This window comes from Porphyrobacter sp. MBR-155, from assembly GCF_040547625.1.
In the GTDB taxonomy this organism is placed as follows: domain Bacteria; phylum Pseudomonadota; class Alphaproteobacteria; order Sphingomonadales; family Sphingomonadaceae; genus Erythrobacter.
Genome location: NZ_JBEPQB010000009.1, coordinates 108,909 through 124,374 on the forward strand (window position 1 = coordinate 108,909; position 15,466 = coordinate 124,374).

Consider the following 15,466-nt stretch of genomic DNA (forward strand, 5'->3'; position numbering starts at 1 on the left):
GGTTGACCACCATCACCCCTGATACCGCGGCCCTCGCCCCGGCCCCGGCCACACCCGCTTCGATCGCGATTATCACTGATGCGTGGCACCCGCAGACCAACGGGGTGGTGCGCACCTTGTCGACCACTTGCGATGTGCTGCGCCGCTGGGGGCATCAGGTGACGGTGATCTCGCCCGAAGGCTACCCTTCGATGCCTGCGCCGACCTATCCCGAAATCCGGCTGGCGCTGACCGCGCCCGGCGCGGTGGGGCGGCAATTGGCGAAAATCGCGCCTGATGCGGTGCATATCGCCACCGAAGGGCCATTGGGCTTTGCCGCGCGGCGATATTGCGTCCGCCGCAAGGTGCCGTTCACCACCGCTTACCACACCCAGTTTCCCGATTACCTTGCACGCCGCACTGGCCTGCCCGCGCGCTTTTTCTGGCCCTATATCCGCTGGTTCCACCGTCCGGCGGAAACGATCATGGTGGCGACCGAGACGATCCGCGCGCAGCTGCGCGAACAGGGGTTGACCCAGCTTACCCATTGGAGCCGGGGGGTTGATCTCGCCTGCTTTTCCCCCACCGCGCCGCCGCCGCCTGAATATGCCGGTCTGGAAGGCCCGATCCTGCTCTATGTCGGGCGGGTCGCGGTGGAAAAGAACATCGAAGCCTTCCTCGCCTGCGATTACCCCGGCACCAAGGTGGTGGTCGGCGATGGTCCGGCGCGCGGCGCGTTGGCGGCGAAGTTTCCCGATGCGCTGTTTCTGGGCAAGCGCATGGGCGCGGAGCTCGCGGGTTGTTATGCCGGGGCCGACGTGTTCGTGTTCCCCAGCCGCACCGATACATTCGGCCTCGTGATGATCGAGGCGCTGGCCTGCGGAACCCCGGTTGCGGCTTTCCCGGTGCCCGGCCCGATTGATATCGTCACCGACGCGGTTGGTGCGCTTTCCGAAGACCTGACCCGCGCGATTGACGCGGCGCGCTATTGCGACGGAACCGAATGCGCTGCCTATGCGGCGGGCTTCAGCTGGGAGGCGGCGACACGCCAGTTTTTGGCGGGACTGGCGGCGTTGAAGGAAGAACACACCGTCTCGCTTGCAGCCGCACCTGCGTTCTGAATCAAGGTTTGCTTGCCGTCGGCGGAGGCTTGGCCTATAAGGGCTAGCAATGTGGCCGCTCCGAAAGGGGCGGCCCTTCTATTTTCAACGGAGATTCCCCCATGGCCATCAAGGATCAGCCCAAGCCGCTGATGCCGCACGCCACCGCAACCTGGCTGGTGGACAACACCGCGCTGTCATTCGAACAGATCGCCGAATTCTGCGGGATACACATCCTAGAAGTCCAGGCGATGGCCGATGATCTGGCGGGCAGCAAATATACCGGTCGCGATCCGCTGCACTCGGGCGAGCTTACGCAGGGCGAGATTGAGCTGGGTCAGGCTGACCCGACCTATTCGCTCAAGATGCACAAGGCCCCGGCCGAAGCGACCCGCACCAAGGGCCCGCGTTATACCCCGGTGTCCCGGCGGCAGGACAAGCCCGATGGCATCGCGTGGATCCTGCGCAGCCATCCCGAAGTGTCGGATGCGCAGATCGGCAAGCTGATCGGCACCACCCGCAACACCATCGGCGCGATTCGCGACCGCAGCCACTGGAACATCCAGAACATCACGCCGAAAGACCCGGTGACGCTGGGCCTGTGTTCACAGCGTGAGCTTGATGCGATGGTGGCCAAGGCCGCCAAGCGCGCCGGGATCACCGAAGACGCCGATGCTCCGGTCAGGTCCGAGCGCAATGATCGCGAAAAGCTGATCGAAGAATTGCGCGCCGAACGCGATGCCAACGTCAAGGCTGCCGGTGCCGCCGCGCAGGAAGCCGAGGCGCAAAGCTGGCTCGCCGCCCGCCGCGCTGCCGAAGCCGCCGAAGAAAAGATCGACCCCGAAAGCGGGTTCATCCAGAACTGATCGGGCGTGCCGAGGTGCTGCACCAGCACCTCGGCAAAGCCACGCGCGAATTTGCATGAAAGCGACATTGCATCAGCGAGTTTCGCTTGTGCGCCAGCGTGATGTCAGTCACCATCGCTGCCATGACTGTCAATAACGCTGCCTATCACCACCCGACCCCGCCCGACACACAGTTTGCGGCGATCAGCCTGCCAGCGCTGTTTGAACGCACCACCGGGGAGGCCCCCGACGCGCCGTTCCTGCATTTCCTCGGGCGCACCTATTCCTATCGAGAAATTCGCGCAGAGGCGCAGTGCTTTGCTGCGGGGCTTCAGGCGATGGGGATTGCCAAGGGCGACCGGGTCGGCCTGTTCCTGCCCAATGTCCCGATCTACGCCGCCGCCTATTACGGGGCGATGATGGCGGGTGCGATTGTCGTCAATTTCTCGCCGCTCTATTCGGTTGAGGAGCTGAGCTGGCAGGTCGAAGACAGCGGCACGCGGGTGCTGGTGACGCTGGATGTGCCCGAACTTTATGGCACCGCAGCCAAGGTGCAGGCCGCATCCGGGCTGGAAATGCTGGTGGTCGGCAGCCTTGCCGATATGCTGCCCTGGGCGAAGGGCATCGCGTTCAAACTGCTCAAACGTAAACAAATCGCCGATGTCACCTATGGGCCGACCATTCGCCGCTGGAAGGATTGCGCGCCCGACACGCCTTTCACCCCCGTTTCGCTAGATCCGCACACCGATCTGGCGCTGCTGCAATATACCGGCGGCACCACCGGGCGGCCCAAGGGCGCAATGCTGGGGCACGATCAGCTCAGCATCAACGCGCAGCAGGTCGCCGCGATCAACCCGTTTGGCAATGCCCGCGCGGAGGTGTTCATGGGGGCGCTGCCGTTCTTTCATGTGTTCGCCAACACTGCGCTGCTCAACCACGCCGTCGCCACCGGCGCTTCGATCGCAATGGTGCCGCGGTTTGAAACGAAGCAGGTGCTGGAGACGATTGCGCGCTATCGCTGCACCGGTTTTCCCGGTGTGCCAACGATGTTTCAGGCGATGCTCGATCATCCCGATCTGGCGAAAACCGATCTTTCCAGCCTCAAAATCTGCATTTCCGGCGGCGCGCCGATGCCTGCGCCGGTGCATGTGCAGTTTGAAGAAGTCACCGGGGTGCGGCTGGTCGAAGGCTATGGCCTTACCGAAAGTTCGGGCGTGGTGTCGGCCAATCCTTATGAAGGCACGCGCAAACGCGGCACCATCGGGCAGTTGGTGCCCGGCACGCAAGTGATCCTGCTCGACAAGGGAGACCCGACCCGCCTCGCCCCCGATGGCGAGCCGGGCGAGCTCGCCGTGTGCGGCCCGCAGGTGATGCGCGGTTATTGGAACCGCCCTGAAAGCGACGGTGACACCTTTGTTGAACGTGATGGCAAACGCTATCTGCGCACCGGCGATGTCGCGCAGATCGACGCGGACGGGTTCCTCGCCATCGTTGACCGGATCAAGGATATGATCGCGGTTGGCGGGTTCAAGGTATTTCCCAGCGTGGTCGAGGACGTGATTGTCGAACATCCGGCGGTGAAAGAGGCGCTGGTGATCGGCGTTCCCGAAGAATATCACGGCGAAGTGCCCCGCGCCTATGTCACGCTACACGAGGCTGGCGGCGCGACGGGGGAGGAACTGCGCGCTTGGCTCAACGCCAAAATCGGCAAGCACGAACGGGTCGATCAGGTTGTGATTCGCGACAGCCTGCCCAAAACCATTATCGGCAAGCTCGACCGCAAAACCCTGCGCGCCGAGGTATTGTAGGCGGGCGGTTTATTCCGCCGCTTCGACACGCACCGATGGCACGGCCTTCACCGGCTGGCGCGCATTGGGGGCGAAGCGGCCATCGACCTGCGCGCCCTGTTCGATCGTCAGCGCATCGTAATGCACATCGCCTTCGATCTGCGCGCTTTTGAGGATCACCAGCTCACGCGCGGTGATCGATCCGTTGAGCTTGCCTGCCATCCGCGCGCTTTCTGCGGTCACTGCGCCGCTGATGCTGCTCGATTCGCCCTGCACCAGCGAGGCGCATTTGATGTCGCCTTCGATCGTGCCGTCGACGTGCAGATCGGCGGTGGCGTTGATATCGCCCTTGATCACCACATCCGCGCCGATCACCGAAAAGGTTGAACCCGAAGCCATCATGCTGCTCCTATTTGCGGGCCGTGGCGGCGGCGAGACGGTCCGGTCCGGCGCTGCGGGCTTCTTTGAGAACATCGGGGGCGGCCTCCAGAAACGGGCGCGGATTGACCGCGCGGTTATTGATGCGGACTTCGAAATGCAGATGCGGGCCGGTTGAACGGCCGGTGCTGCCCAGCCCGCCGATGGTGGCCCCGGCATCGACCTGCTGGCCAACCCGCGCATCGATACGCGACAAGTGCGCATAGCGGGTCATCATGCCATTGCCGTGGGTGATTTCCACCGCCTTGCCATAGCCTGATTTCCACCCGGCATGGGTCACGCGGCCATCGGCAGCGGCAAAGATCGGCGATCCTGTTACGCCCTTGAAATCGATTCCGGAATGCATCGCGCTGCGGCCATTGAACGGATCGCGGCGATAGCCAAAACCTGAGGTGATGTTCTCGACCGTGGCAGGCACGACCTGCGGGATGCCGTTCAACGCGCGTTCCAGCACCGCCATGCGCGTAAGGCTGAGGCCGAGCCGTTCAAAGCGCGGGTCGATAGCGCCGTCAGCGCCGCTCAAAGCTTCGAACGGGCCACCCATTGCTTGCAGTGTTTGGGTCTGGCGGCTCATCGCGCGCGGGTCGAGATTGAGTTTGCGCATCGCTGCTTCGGCGCGGCGGGCGCGGGCATCGGCGAAGCGGGTCAGGCGTTCGACAAAGGCGAGCTGGCGGGCTTCAACCTCGGCGAGGCCGCGCGCTTGCGGGATCAGTGCGCCGACTTTTTCGATGGTCTTGGCGGATTCGTCGGAAGAATCGGTGACGGTGCCGGTGGCATCGCCCTGGGCGATCATGTCCTCAGGCAGCATCTGCGCCATTTCTTCGAGGAATTGCTGGCGTTGCTCCAGCTCGCTCACCACCCGGCCAAGATCGCCGCCATAGGCGTCCAGCCGTTCGCTGGCGGTGGCGACGCGGGCCTTTTCTTCAGCGAAGGACGCGAGATCGGATTCGGCGCGGTATTGGCCCCAGCCCATCACGGCGAGCGCGATCAACCATCCCAGCGCCAGCGCCACTGCGCCCGCCGCGACGCGGATCTGCAATTTCGATGATAGCTTGATGAAGCGCACCTGCCCGTCGGCGCGCATGAAAAACTCACGGTCGGGGAACCACTGTCGCAGCCGCTCGCCCCACTTCTGCGCGGTAATCCTGTCTGACACTCCGACCCCGATTTTGTTTTGAACGCCCCGGTGTCAGCGCGCTAACAGCACCCTCGCACGCGGTCGAATCCCGCTGGCGACAAGGAGGTTGAAGCGAAGCGGAATCGCGGTGAATGGTTCAAGTCGGAGTCATCTTGCGTGAAGGCTGCCTGAACAGGTTGCAAATTTCGCATCATCACTGCCGTTGTTCCTGATTCGTGCCAACCTTGCAATGAAAGCCCCGATTTGCCCGCCCTCTTGCCGATGTCGGGCCTGACAATCGGCGATGCGGCTGCTAGACTCAGCGACATGACCCAGACAGCAACCCAATCGACTCACTCGAACGACACCGATCATGAAATACTCGTCACCGCGATGGCCCGTGCGGCGCGCAAAGCCCAGCGCCAGCTGGCGATGATGACCAGCGCGGCCCGCGCCGCTGCACTCCACCGCGCGGCTGAACGGCTTGAGGCTTCGGCGCCCGCCATTCTTGCTGCAAACGCAAGTGACCTTGCGGCAGGACAGGCGAACGGGCTGGCGCAAGCGATGCTTGACCGGCTGGCGCTGGACGAAACGCGGCTGGCGGGCATCGCGCAGGCGGTGCGCGCTGTGGCCGATCTGCCCGATCCGGTCGGCGAGGTGATTGATTCGGCTGAACGGCCCAATGGCCTGCGTCTCCAGCGCATCCGGGTGCCGATCGGCACCATCGGGATCATCTATGAAAGCCGCCCCAATGTCACCGCCGATGCCGCCGCGCTGTGCGTGCGCGCGGGCAATGCGGCGCTGCTGCGCGGGGGGAGCGAGGCGGTGCATTCCAACCGCGCGATCCACGCCGCACTGGTTGAAGGGCTGGTCGAAGGCGGCGTTCCGACCGAAGCGGTGCAACTGATCCCGACGCAAGACCGCGCCGCCGTGGGCGCGATGCTGGCCGCTGCGGGACTGATCGACATGATCGTGCCGCGCGGGGGCAAAAGCCTGGTCGCACGGGTGCAGGCCGATGCGCGTGTCCCGGTGCTCGCGCATTTGGATGGCATCTGCCACACCTATGTCCACGCCGCCGCTGATCCGGACATGGCGAGCGCGCTCGCGCTCAATGCCAAATTGCGCCGCACCGGCATTTGCGGGGCGATGGAGACGCTGCTGATCGATTCGGCCTTTCCCCATGCCGCCGCGCTGGTCGCCGCGTTGATCGCGGCGGGCTGCGAAGTGCGCGGTGATGAGCGTATCCGCGCGCTCGACAGCCGTGTGATCCCGGCCAGCGCGAATGATTGGGACACCGAATATCTCGATGCGATCCTGTCAGTTGCGATGGTAGATGGGCTGGACGCGGCGCTAGCGCACATCGCGCGCCATTCTTCGGGCCATACCGATGTTATCGTGACGGCCGATGATGCCGCCGCCGAACGCTTCCTTGCCGAAGTCGACAGCGCGATCGTGATGCACAACGCCTCATCCCAATTCGCCGATGGGGGCGAATTTGGCCTCGGCGCAGAGATCGGAATTGCCACAGGGCGGCTGCACGCGCGCGGGCCGGTCGCGCTGGAAGGGCTGACGACCTACAAATGGCAGGTGCGCGGGCAAGGCCAGGCGCGGCCATGAGCTTTCGGCCCTGACTTCATTGCGTTCGATCCCGATCCTGACCGGGCTGCTCGGCGGCAGCTTCAACCCCGCGCATGGCGGGCATCGCCGGGTCAGCCTGTTCGCGGCTGAGGCGCTGGGGCTGGACGCGGTGTGGTGGCTGGTGTCCCCCGGCAATCCGTTGAAGCCGAAAGCAGGCATGGCCCCGCTCGCCGCGCGGCTGCGATCAGCCAACCATCAGGCGCGCCGCGCACCGATTGTGCCGACCGCGATCGAACGTGAATTGGGCACCCGCTACACTGCCGACACGCTGGCAAAGCTCGTCCGGCGTTACCCCAAACGGCGGTTCATCTGGTTGATGGGGGCGGATAATCTCGCCCAGTTGCACCGCTGGAAAGACTGGCGGAGGATCGCGCGGACAATGCCGATTGCGGTGGTCGCCCGGCCCGGCTATGATGCAGCCGCCATGACGAGCCCCGCCATGGCCTGGCTCAGGCGCTATCGTGTGCCCGCTGCCAGTATTCGGAAACGGGGGCAATGGAGCGCACCGGTTCTGGTGTTATTGCGTTTTGATCCGGATCACCGCTCGGCCACGGCTTTTCGCCGCGCCAATGCGGGATGGGCTGAGGATATTCTCGGCACGGATTCGGAAAATGGGAAACGCAGAGCCCCGGTGCGTGATCGGCTGACATTTCGCAGCATCCGGTCAGAGGAGGAGGCATGAGACGCTGCTTAAGCGTTTCGGCTCCATCGTTTGTTCGTCTGCGTGCCGTTCGTTCCCATCGCCCTGATATCTGGAGATACCCGATTGCCGATTACCGAAGCCTTTGTCGCGTCCGTGCCGCCCGGTGCGGTTCAAGCCGCTGCCACGGCAGCCCAAACGCTGGCGCGTTCTGACATGGACGCCGATGCGCTGCACCAATTGGTTCTGACCCAGCTTGATGATGATCAAGCGCAGGAAATCGTTTCGATCCCGCTCGCGGGGAAAAGCTCGATTGCCGATCACATGGTGATCGCCAGCGGGCGGTCGACCCGGCAGGTTGCTGCGATGGCGCAGAAACTGGCTGAAGAGATCAAGAAAGCCGGGTTCGGCCATGCGCGGATCGAAGGTCTGCCCGCCGCCGACTGGGTGCTGATCGATGCGGGCGACGTGGTGGTGCACCTGTTCCGCCCCGAAGTGCGCAGCTTTTACAATCTTGAACGGATGTGGTCGTTCGAGGGATCGGACACGGCGGCGACCGGGCGCGTCTGACCAGAGTGATTGAGTGCTGGTTCGGCTTGCGCAGCAAGCCGCAAGGCCGACCGGCCGCCCGCAGCGATGCGACCTTCAGGTCGCGTGAGCGAGGATAGCCAAGCGCGCGGACGCGCGCGCCGGCGCTTGAGGCCAAACAAAAAATGCTCCTCCACATCATCGCGCGCGGGAAAATTGGTCGGTCGCCCGAGGGCGATCTGGTTGATCGTTATGCCAAACGCCTGACGTGGCCGGTCAAGCTGACCGAATGGCCCGATACCGGCGCGGGCAAGCTGGCCGATCCGCTTAATCCCTGCCGCACGGTGCTGCTCGACGAACGGGGCAAGGCGATGACGTCAGAGGATTTTGCCGCCTTGCTGGGCCGCTGGCGCGATGATGGTGTGCGCGAAACCCGGTTTATGCTGGGCGCGGCGGATGGCCATTCGGACGATGAGCGCGCTTCTGCCGATCTGCTGCTCGCCTTCGGCCCTGCCACCTGGCCGCATATGCTGGCGCGCGCGATGCTGATGGAGCAGCTTTACCGCGCCACCACCATCCTTGCCGGACACCCCTATCATCGGGCAGGATAGGACAATGAACCGCTCTGCGCTGCTTGCCCTGTGCACCGCCGCCACTTGCGCCGCGCTGCTTGCGATGCTGCCAGCCACCCGCGCGCAAACCGCCGTGCAGCTGATCGCGCCCGATGAGGCCGAGGCCGCGCTGACCCGCGCCACCCGCGAAAGCCGCCTTGCCGAAGCCCGCGCCGCCCGCCTTTCGCGTGAGGCCGAAGCCGCCACCGAAGCCGTGCAGCGCACCGCCAACGAAGCCGCCGCGCTCGCCGCGCGGATTCAGCAGGCCGAAGCCGATATCGAAGCCGCACGCGCGCGCTATTCGATCGCGCGGGCCGAGCGCGCCGATTTGACCGCAAGGCTGGCTGCAAAACAAGAACCGACCGCGCGCCTCACCGCTGCCTTGCAAACCGCAGCGCGCCGCCCGCTGGCGCTGTCGGCGCTGCAACCGGGGTCGCTCAAAGACGTGGTCTATGTGCGCGCGGTGCTCGATAGCGCGGTGCCGCAGATCCGCGCCCGCACCGCCGCGCTGCGTAGTGAGCTTGATCGCGGGCGCGCATTGGAAGCGCAGGCGGCGCGCTCGCTCGATCAGTTGCGCAGCAGCGAAGGGATGCTGCGGGAACGCCGCCAAAGCCTCGCCGCGGTTGAAAACCAGCAACGCATCGCCTCACGCAGTGCACGCGGCGCGGCCATGCGTGAGGCTGAGCGCGCGCTGGCGCTGGCCGAAGAAGCGCGCGATCTGGATGGATTGGTCGACAAGCTTGACGAAGTGGCGGCATTGCGGCGTGAACTCGCCGCGCTGCCGGGGCCGGTGCTGCGTCCGGCTGATCTCGCCGCGCCGCTCGCCCCGGAAGCCTTGGCTGCGCCCAATAATGCGCCCCCCTCTGCCGCCAGCGCCCCGCCGCCTGCGGATTTCCAGCTTCCGGTGCAGGGGCGCACGCTGATCGGGTTCGGCGCCAAGCGCGACAGTGGCATCGCCAGCACCGGATTAACGCTCGCCCCGGCCTCGGGGGCGCAAGTGGTCGCGCCGGGACGCGGGCGGGTGGCCTTTGCCGGCGAATATCGCGGGTTCGGACGAATCGTGATTATCGAACATGCTGGCGGCTGGACCAGCCTTGTCACCGGGCTTCAGCGGGTGAACGTGGCGGTGGGCGATAATGTCATCGGCGGCAGCCCGCTGGGCATGGCCGATGGCGCAGCGCAAGCGGTGACGATCGAATTGCGGCGGGACGGAGAGCCCGTTAACCCATTGCAATTACTGCGCTAATCATCCAAGGCTCAACCTCACGCCGCGATTTTGTGCACCGCCGGGACAGGTTGCAATCGTCCGCACAGCTCTCATCTGGCGTTAAGCTCGGCAAACCTATACATTACCGCCATAAAGGAGCCTTGCACCCCATATGAAAATCGCCGCCCTCCTGCGCAGCGCCGCACTTGTCACCGCTGTTGCGCTGATCCCCGCCACCACCGCCACCATGGCGCAGGTCGATGGCCGCGCCGGGCCTGAATTCGCCAAGCTGTTCGCGGTGTTTCAGCGGGTCAAGGCCAGCTATGTCGAGCCGGTTGAGGACGAGGTGCTGATCCGCGGCGCGATTGACGGAATGCTGGCCGCGCTCGATCCCCATTCGGCCTATCTCGATGGCAGCGATCTCCAGCGGCTGGAGACGATGATTGACGGGCAATATTCGGGCCTTGGCCTGTCGGTGGTGATGGAGGATGGCGCGGTCAAGGTGATCTCGCCGTTCCGTGGCAGTCCGGCGGACAGCGCCGGGGTCAAGGCGGGCGATTTCATCACCCATCTGGACGGCAGGCTGATTTACGGCGGAAATCTGGATGATGCGGTGGCGCAGATGCGCGGCCCTGCGGGCTCGGCAATCCGGTTGACGATTTTCCGCCCCGGCCGTGATGAGCCGCTGGAGGTGGATGTAACGCGCGGCGTGATCGCGCTCGAACCGGTCACGCATGAAGTCGCCGCCGGGAATATCGGCGTCATCAGCGTCAACGAATTTTCTGCCAATGTCGGCGCGGATGTGTTCGCGGCGTGGCAGGAAATTCTGAAAAAGGCCCCCGGTGGGCGGGTCAATGGTCTGGTGCTTGATCTGCGCAACAACCCGGGCGGCAGTCTGGATGAATCGGTGGCGCTGTCCGACCTGTTTCTCACCTCGGGCCGGATCGTCAGCCAGCGCGGGCGCGCGCGCGGTGAAACGATGCTGTATGATGCCGAAACCGTCTATCCCGGCGATATGGCCGAAGGCGTGCCGATGATCGTGCTGATCAATGCCGGGTCGGCATCGGCATCGGAAATTGTCGCAGGCGCATTGCAGGATCACCGCCGCGCGCTGATCATGGGCGAACGCAGCTTTGGCAAGGGATCGGTGCAATCGCTGCTGCCGCTCGGCAAGAATGCGGCTTTAAAGCTGACCACCGCGCGCTATTTCACCCCGGCGGGCAAATCGGTGCAGGAAGGCGGGATCAAGCCCGATATCGCGGTGCCGCAGCTGTCCGATCCCGACATGGCCTTGCGGGCCAAATACCAGACCCGCGAAAGCGACCTGCGCGGGCATCTGATCAACGAACTCGGCATCAAGGATGAAGAGATGGAGGCGGACAAGATCACCGATCCGCGCTTCAAATTGACCGCTGCCGAGCTGGAGGAGCAGGGAGTTAAGGACTTCCAGCTCGATTATGCGCTGAAAACTCTGCGCCGCACCACGCAGAGCACGGTGGCGCTGCGCCCGGCACCGCGCGCGGCCAAGCCTTAAGGCCAACGGTATGAACAATCTGGACAGGGCAAGGTTGCTCGCCTTGGCGTTGCCCGCTGCATTGCTGGGCGGGGCCTATATCGCGCAATATGGGTTCGGCCTGCCGCCGTGCGAGATGTGCTGGTGGCAGCGCTACCCGCATTTCGCGGCGCTTGGCATTGGCGCGCTCGCCTTCTTTTTGAAGCCGCCGCAGGTTTGGGCTGCGCTGGCGGGGCTGGCGATCATCACGTCCGGGGTGATCGGGGGCTTCCACGCCGGGGTCGAATATGGCTGGTGGGCCGGGATTACCGGGTGCTCAACCCTGCCTTCGGGGATCGACGTGATGAACCCCGCCGCAGCGCCGCTGATCCGCTGCGATGTTGCGCCGTGGACGCTATGGGGCATTTCACTGGCAGGGTATAATTTTCTGATTTCCTGCATCGGCGGTGCGGCTATTGTGGCGCTGGCTGCGTATTCTAAGGCAGGCGCAGGCGAAGGGAACGGATGATGGACAGGCAAGAACTCCACCGCATGATCCGGGTCGATCAGGCCGGTGAATTCGGCGCGACCCGGATTTACGAAGGCCAATTGGCGGTGATGGGTGATCGCGGGCCGCATTCCGCGCAAATCCGCCACATGGCCGAACAGGAACGCGAACACCGCGCCAAATTCGATGCGCTGCTGGCCGGGCGCGGTGTGCGGCCGACGGCGCTGCATCCGTTCTGGTCGGCGGCGGGCTATGCGCTGGGCGCTGGCACGGCGCTGCTCGGCCCCGAAGCGGCGATGGCCTGCACGGCGGCGATCGAAACCGAGATCGACAAGCATTACAGCGAACAGATTGACAAGCTGGAGGCGAGCGGGGCCGACCCTGAACTGGCAGACATGATCACCGCCTTCCGCGACGATGAACGCGAACACCGCGACGCCGCGCTGGCGAGCGGCGCCGAACGCGCACCCGCCTATCCGCTGCTGGCAGGCGCGATCCGGCTGGGCTGCCGCATCGCCATCAAGGTGAGCGAGCGGGTTTAACCGTCAGCCCCGCTCAATCAAAATCGGCTGGCCGCCGCCGCCCAACCGGCTTCCATGGCTGGCCGATCAGGCTCTCGAATCTGTCGCGCAGCGACCAAACCCACCCAATCCGCCGCTCGGCAAGGCCCGGCAGGCTCAACAAGTCACCGCCGATCCACGGCAGAAACGGGTTGCGGCGCGCATAGGACCAGATTTCCACGCGTTCCCCGCCCACCGTTGATGGTGCCCGCGCATGAAACCCGACCGTATCGGCAACCACCAGAGTGTTCGCGGCAACCGCCATCTTTTCCAGTGGCGGCAAATGCATCGCCTCAAGCTCATGCGCGGTGGTGCGCGGCGATCCGCGTGCGGACAGCCGGTCAATCGCGCGTGGATCGGCAAGGCTGCGGTTATATTCCCAGTCCAGCCGTTCTGGCGTGAAGCGGTGCGATCCGCGAACATAGGCAAACGGCCCATCCTCGATGGCCACAGGATTGAGAAACAACCACGATTTCAGTGATGCGTGAAAGCTATCGGCATGCATGGTTTCCTGGGGGTCATCTCCCCCGTCACCGATCTTGCTTACAATGGTCTGGATGTAGTGGAGCGGAGCGGTGCGATAGCTGGCCACGTAATGCTGCAACGCCATGATATCGCGGCGATCAAGCAGCCGTCGCAGCGCCGGGATCGCCTGCAGCATGGCCGGATCAATCGCCATGCGCCGGGTTATCGCATCCCCCTGCTGCATTTCGCGCGCATCGCCCACGTAACCCAGAATTGCGTCGCGCAGGGCGGCAAATTCTTCATCCGGGATGATGTTGGGGATCGCGACGAAGCCATCGCGGTCAAACGCTTCACGCCAGTCAGCCCGAACCGCCTTTGCCAGCCGCCTTCGACGCCACAGGCACATCGCATTGGCAAACCTGACGCGGGCCACATGCAGGCCGCGCCGGTTCAGGGCTTGGGAGCCGATCAATGGATTGTCGAGGAAGCTCTTGGCCCCCGTCGCAAGCTGTAAAAGCCAGACCGGAGCCATCAGGATTTTGACAAAACTGCTGGCCATGCGACGATTTTCCTTAGCCCTTTGCTTGCGGGCTGCTTTGGAACGTTTAGCAGATATGTCAGCGAATTGAACCTGTTTCAAACTGCCGGATTCGCACAGAACCTGTTGCATTCTTGTGGATCCTCCGGGCATTTGCGTGTCAGACCTTGCCGGTTTTTGGGAGGGGGACAGCGTCAGTTCAGCTTTCGCCGGTTAGGCTCCGATAAAATCATGTGATAGAGAAAGCGGGCTGGACAAGTGCTTTGGAACGCAGGCATTGGATGGTTCATCGCTAGACTTCGATCACTGTAACACCACTTGGCGACCTGCAAAAACGCATTAGAAACGAAAGAACCGGCCGAATGAAGTTCGTGTTGACCCCCGCTTTGTTTGCAATGGCTGCTCTGACGGTCACCGGTGTTCCGGCTGCGGCGCAGAGCGCCGATGAAAAAATCAACATGGTGATCGCCTATAGCGAAGATGAATGTCCGGTCGCGCAGCCGGGCGAGGTGGTCATTTGCGAAATTCTGGTGGAGGCTGATCGCTACCGCATCCCACCCAACCTGCGCCAAAGCGACTCACCCGAGAATGTTGCCTGGGCGCGGCGGGTGGAATCATTCAAGTATGTCGGCGATTTCGGGACAATGAGTTGCAGTCCGGCAGGCGCAGGCGGGTTCACCGGCTGCACCCAGAAATTCATCGAAGCCGCTTACAAAGATCGCGCTGAGAGCGAAAACGTGCGTTTCAGCCAACTGATCGAAGAAGCGCGGGCCGAGCGCCTGTCAAACATCGACACCGATGCTGCTGCCGAGCAGGAGCGGGTCGAAATGATCGAGCGCGAATATATGGAGCGGCTTGAGCGCGAACGTGATGCGGAGGTGCCGACCGAAGGCGCGCTGCCGCCGCCCGAGGCCGAGAGCGATCAGCCGCTATAACGCGCCCATTTTAACGCGCCCATTCAGACCTGGTAATAATCGCGGTACCACGCCACGAACTGCCTGATCCCTTCGCGGAACGGCGTTTGCGGCGCATAGCCGGTAAGCGATTTCAGCAAGCTCGCATCGGCCCAGGTCGCGGGCACATCGCCTTGCTGCATCGGCAGATAATTGCGCACCGCTGCGCGCCCGCATTCCGCCTCGATCGCGGTGATGAAATCCATCAGCCGCACCTTGTCGCCATTGCCGATATTCACCACCCGGAACGGGGCTGCGGGGGAAAGGCTGTCACCCGGCGCGATATCCTCGGGCGTTTCGGGGCGCACCGGGGGCGTATCCACCAGCAGCCTTATGCCGCGCACCAGATCGCTGACATAGGTGAAATCGCGGAACATATCGCCGTTATTGTAGATATCGATCGGCGTGCCTTCGAGGATCCCCTTGGTGAATTTGAACAGCGCCATATCGGGCCGCCCCCACGGGCCATAGACGGTGAAAAACCGGAACATCGTGGTCGGCAGGTTCCACAGATGGGCATAGGAATGCGCCATCGCCTCGTTCGCCTTCTTGGTCGCGGCATAGAGCGTCAACGGCGTGTCGCATTTCTGCATTTCGGTGAACGGCATTTCGGTATTCGCGCCATAAGCCGAACTGGTCGAGGCCATCAGCAGGTGATCGACCGCCAGTTCGCGCGCGCATTCCATCACGTTGAAGGTGCCGATCAGGTTCGCCTCAATATAGGCGCGCGGGTTTTCGAGGCTGTAACGCACCCCCGCTTGGGCTGCGAGGTGGACGATCACATCGGGCTTTTCCGCTAGTGCCAGCGCGTGCAACGCGTCGAAATCTTCGAGCATGGCTTCGGTCGCGCTGAAATGCGGGTGTTGCAGCAGCATCTGGTGGCGCCGCTGCTTGATCCGCACATCGTAATAATCGGTCATCCCGTCAAAGCCGACCACGCGGAAACCTTCATCGAGCAGCAACTGCGACAGGTGGTAGCCGATGAAACCGGCCGAACCGGTGACGAGAATGGTGCGCATGAATTATCCTTCAACCGGATTTACCGAGTGGCGTGGGCAGT

The 15,466-nt window shown here is 63.7% G+C and carries 16 protein-coding genes; 12 read left to right on the top strand and 4 right to left on the bottom strand.

From position 1 onward, the window contains the following. Positions 1–2 precede the first annotated feature (2 nt). From ABIE62_RS11225 to ABIE62_RS11235, 3 genes are all read left to right on the top strand, one after another. Positions 3–1,100, top strand: coding sequence for a glycosyltransferase family 4 protein (locus ABIE62_RS11225; RefSeq protein WP_354326065.1), 1,098 nt, complete (start codon positions 3–5; stop codon positions 1,098–1,100). Positions 1,101–1,201: 101 nt separating this feature from the next. Beyond that, a complete protein-coding gene (locus tag ABIE62_RS11230; RefSeq protein WP_354326066.1) occupies positions 1,202–1,945 on the top strand; it encodes a DUF1013 domain-containing protein in 744 nt (247 codons plus the stop codon). Between the two features lie 122 nt (positions 1,946–2,067). Beyond that, complete coding sequence (locus tag ABIE62_RS11235) at positions 2,068–3,732, top strand: AMP-binding protein (RefSeq protein WP_354326068.1); 1,665 nt, start codon at positions 2,068–2,070, stop codon at positions 3,730–3,732. Between the two features lie 9 nt (positions 3,733–3,741). Here ABIE62_RS11235 and ABIE62_RS11240 read toward each other — a convergent pair whose 3' ends face one another. Next, positions 3,742–4,110, bottom strand: a complete 369-nt coding sequence (locus ABIE62_RS11240; protein WP_354326113.1) for a bactofilin family protein — start codon at positions 4,108–4,110, stop codon at positions 3,742–3,744. A gap of 10 nt (positions 4,111–4,120) precedes the next feature. Further along, positions 4,121–5,305: a peptidoglycan DD-metalloendopeptidase family protein gene (locus tag ABIE62_RS11245; protein ID WP_354326070.1), complete on the bottom strand. Its 1,185-nt coding sequence runs from the start codon at positions 5,303–5,305 to the stop codon at positions 4,121–4,123. A gap of 288 nt (positions 5,306–5,593) precedes the next feature. Here ABIE62_RS11245 and ABIE62_RS11250 point away from each other — a divergent pair, with 288 nt between their 5' ends. The 8 genes from ABIE62_RS11250 (at position 5,594) to ABIE62_RS11285 (ending at position 12,432) form a co-directional block, all read left to right on the top strand. After that, complete coding sequence (locus ABIE62_RS11250; RefSeq protein ID WP_354326115.1) at positions 5,594–6,883, top strand: glutamate-5-semialdehyde dehydrogenase; 1,290 nt, start codon at positions 5,594–5,596, stop codon at positions 6,881–6,883. A gap of 19 nt (positions 6,884–6,902) precedes the next feature. Beyond that, positions 6,903–7,586, top strand: coding sequence for a nicotinate-nucleotide adenylyltransferase (locus ABIE62_RS11255; protein ID WP_454184734.1), 684 nt, complete (start codon positions 6,903–6,905; stop codon positions 7,584–7,586). A 174-nt stretch (positions 7,587–7,760) separates the two neighbouring features. Beyond that, positions 7,761–8,114: a ribosome silencing factor gene (gene rsfS / locus ABIE62_RS11260; RefSeq protein ID WP_354326118.1), complete on the top strand. Its 354-nt coding sequence runs from the start codon at positions 7,761–7,763 to the stop codon at positions 8,112–8,114. A 143-nt stretch (positions 8,115–8,257) separates the two neighbouring features. Next, positions 8,258–8,683 carry a 23S rRNA (pseudouridine(1915)-N(3))-methyltransferase RlmH gene (locus tag ABIE62_RS11265; protein WP_354326072.1) on the top strand — a complete coding sequence of 142 codons (426 nt, stop codon included), beginning with the start codon at positions 8,258–8,260 and terminating at the stop codon, positions 8,681–8,683. Between the two features lie 4 nt (positions 8,684–8,687). Then, positions 8,688–9,929 (top strand): murein hydrolase activator EnvC family protein, encoded by a 1,242-nt coding sequence (locus tag ABIE62_RS11270; protein ID WP_354326074.1) that lies wholly within the window; start codon positions 8,688–8,690, stop codon positions 9,927–9,929. 133 nt (positions 9,930–10,062) lie between these two features. Then, a complete protein-coding gene (locus ABIE62_RS11275) occupies positions 10,063–11,424 on the top strand; it encodes a S41 family peptidase (protein ID WP_354326076.1) in 1,362 nt (453 codons plus the stop codon). 10 nt (positions 11,425–11,434) lie between these two features. Next, a complete protein-coding gene (locus ABIE62_RS11280; RefSeq protein ID WP_354326078.1) occupies positions 11,435–11,911 on the top strand; it encodes a disulfide bond formation protein B in 477 nt (158 codons plus the stop codon). After that, positions 11,911–12,432 carry a demethoxyubiquinone hydroxylase family protein gene (locus ABIE62_RS11285; protein ID WP_354326120.1) on the top strand — a complete coding sequence of 174 codons (522 nt, stop codon included), beginning with the start codon at positions 11,911–11,913 and terminating at the stop codon, positions 12,430–12,432. Before ABIE62_RS11280 ends, ABIE62_RS11285 begins: the two co-directional genes overlap by 1 nt. A 13-nt stretch (positions 12,433–12,445) precedes the next feature. Here the strand turns inward: ABIE62_RS11285 and ABIE62_RS11290 are convergent, their stop codons facing one another. Then, the gene (locus ABIE62_RS11290; protein ID WP_354326079.1) at positions 12,446–13,474 is read right to left on the bottom strand and encodes a phytanoyl-CoA dioxygenase family protein; all 1,029 of its coding nucleotides are present in this window, start codon (positions 13,472–13,474) and stop codon (positions 12,446–12,448) included. Positions 13,475–13,815: 341 nt separating this feature from the next. Between ABIE62_RS11290 and ABIE62_RS11295 the strand changes: the two genes are divergently transcribed. After that, complete coding sequence (locus tag ABIE62_RS11295; RefSeq protein ID WP_354326080.1) at positions 13,816–14,388, top strand: hypothetical protein; 573 nt, start codon at positions 13,816–13,818, stop codon at positions 14,386–14,388. A gap of 23 nt (positions 14,389–14,411) precedes the next feature. On the opposite strand, the gene ABIE62_RS11300 is transcribed toward ABIE62_RS11295, so the two are convergent. Beyond that, positions 14,412–15,425 (bottom strand): NAD-dependent epimerase/dehydratase family protein, encoded by a 1,014-nt coding sequence (locus tag ABIE62_RS11300; protein WP_354326082.1) that lies wholly within the window; start codon positions 15,423–15,425, stop codon positions 14,412–14,414. Positions 15,426–15,466: the final 41 nt, after the last annotated feature.

Excerpts from the sequence above, each read along its gene's own strand:
- ABIE62_RS11230 (WP_354326066.1), top strand. The coding sequence starts at position 1,202 with ATGGCCATCAAGGATCAGCCCAAGCCGCTGATGCCGCACGCCACCGCA.
- ABIE62_RS11235 (WP_354326068.1), top strand. The coding sequence starts at position 2,068 with ATGACTGTCAATAACGCTGCCTATCACCACCCGACCCCGCCCGACACA.
- ABIE62_RS11240 (WP_354326113.1), bottom strand. The coding sequence starts at position 4,110 with ATGGCTTCGGGTTCAACCTTTTCGGTGATCGGCGCGGATGTGGTGATC.
- ABIE62_RS11250 (WP_354326115.1), top strand. The coding sequence starts at position 5,594 with ATGACCCAGACAGCAACCCAATCGACTCACTCGAACGACACCGATCAT.
- rsfS (WP_354326118.1), top strand. The coding sequence starts at position 7,761 with ATGGACGCCGATGCGCTGCACCAATTGGTTCTGACCCAGCTTGATGAT.
- ABIE62_RS11265 (WP_354326072.1), top strand. The coding sequence starts at position 8,258 with ATGCTCCTCCACATCATCGCGCGCGGGAAAATTGGTCGGTCGCCCGAG.
- ABIE62_RS11270 (WP_354326074.1), top strand. The coding sequence starts at position 8,688 with ATGAACCGCTCTGCGCTGCTTGCCCTGTGCACCGCCGCCACTTGCGCC.
- ABIE62_RS11275 (WP_354326076.1), top strand. The coding sequence starts at position 10,063 with ATGAAAATCGCCGCCCTCCTGCGCAGCGCCGCACTTGTCACCGCTGTT.
- ABIE62_RS11280 (WP_354326078.1), top strand. The coding sequence starts at position 11,435 with ATGAACAATCTGGACAGGGCAAGGTTGCTCGCCTTGGCGTTGCCCGCT.
- ABIE62_RS11285 (WP_354326120.1), top strand. The coding sequence starts at position 11,911 with ATGGACAGGCAAGAACTCCACCGCATGATCCGGGTCGATCAGGCCGGT.
- ABIE62_RS11290 (WP_354326079.1), bottom strand. The coding sequence starts at position 13,474 with ATGGCCAGCAGTTTTGTCAAAATCCTGATGGCTCCGGTCTGGCTTTTA.
- ABIE62_RS11295 (WP_354326080.1), top strand. The coding sequence starts at position 13,816 with ATGAAGTTCGTGTTGACCCCCGCTTTGTTTGCAATGGCTGCTCTGACG.
- ABIE62_RS11300 (WP_354326082.1), bottom strand. The coding sequence starts at position 15,425 with ATGCGCACCATTCTCGTCACCGGTTCGGCCGGTTTCATCGGCTACCAC.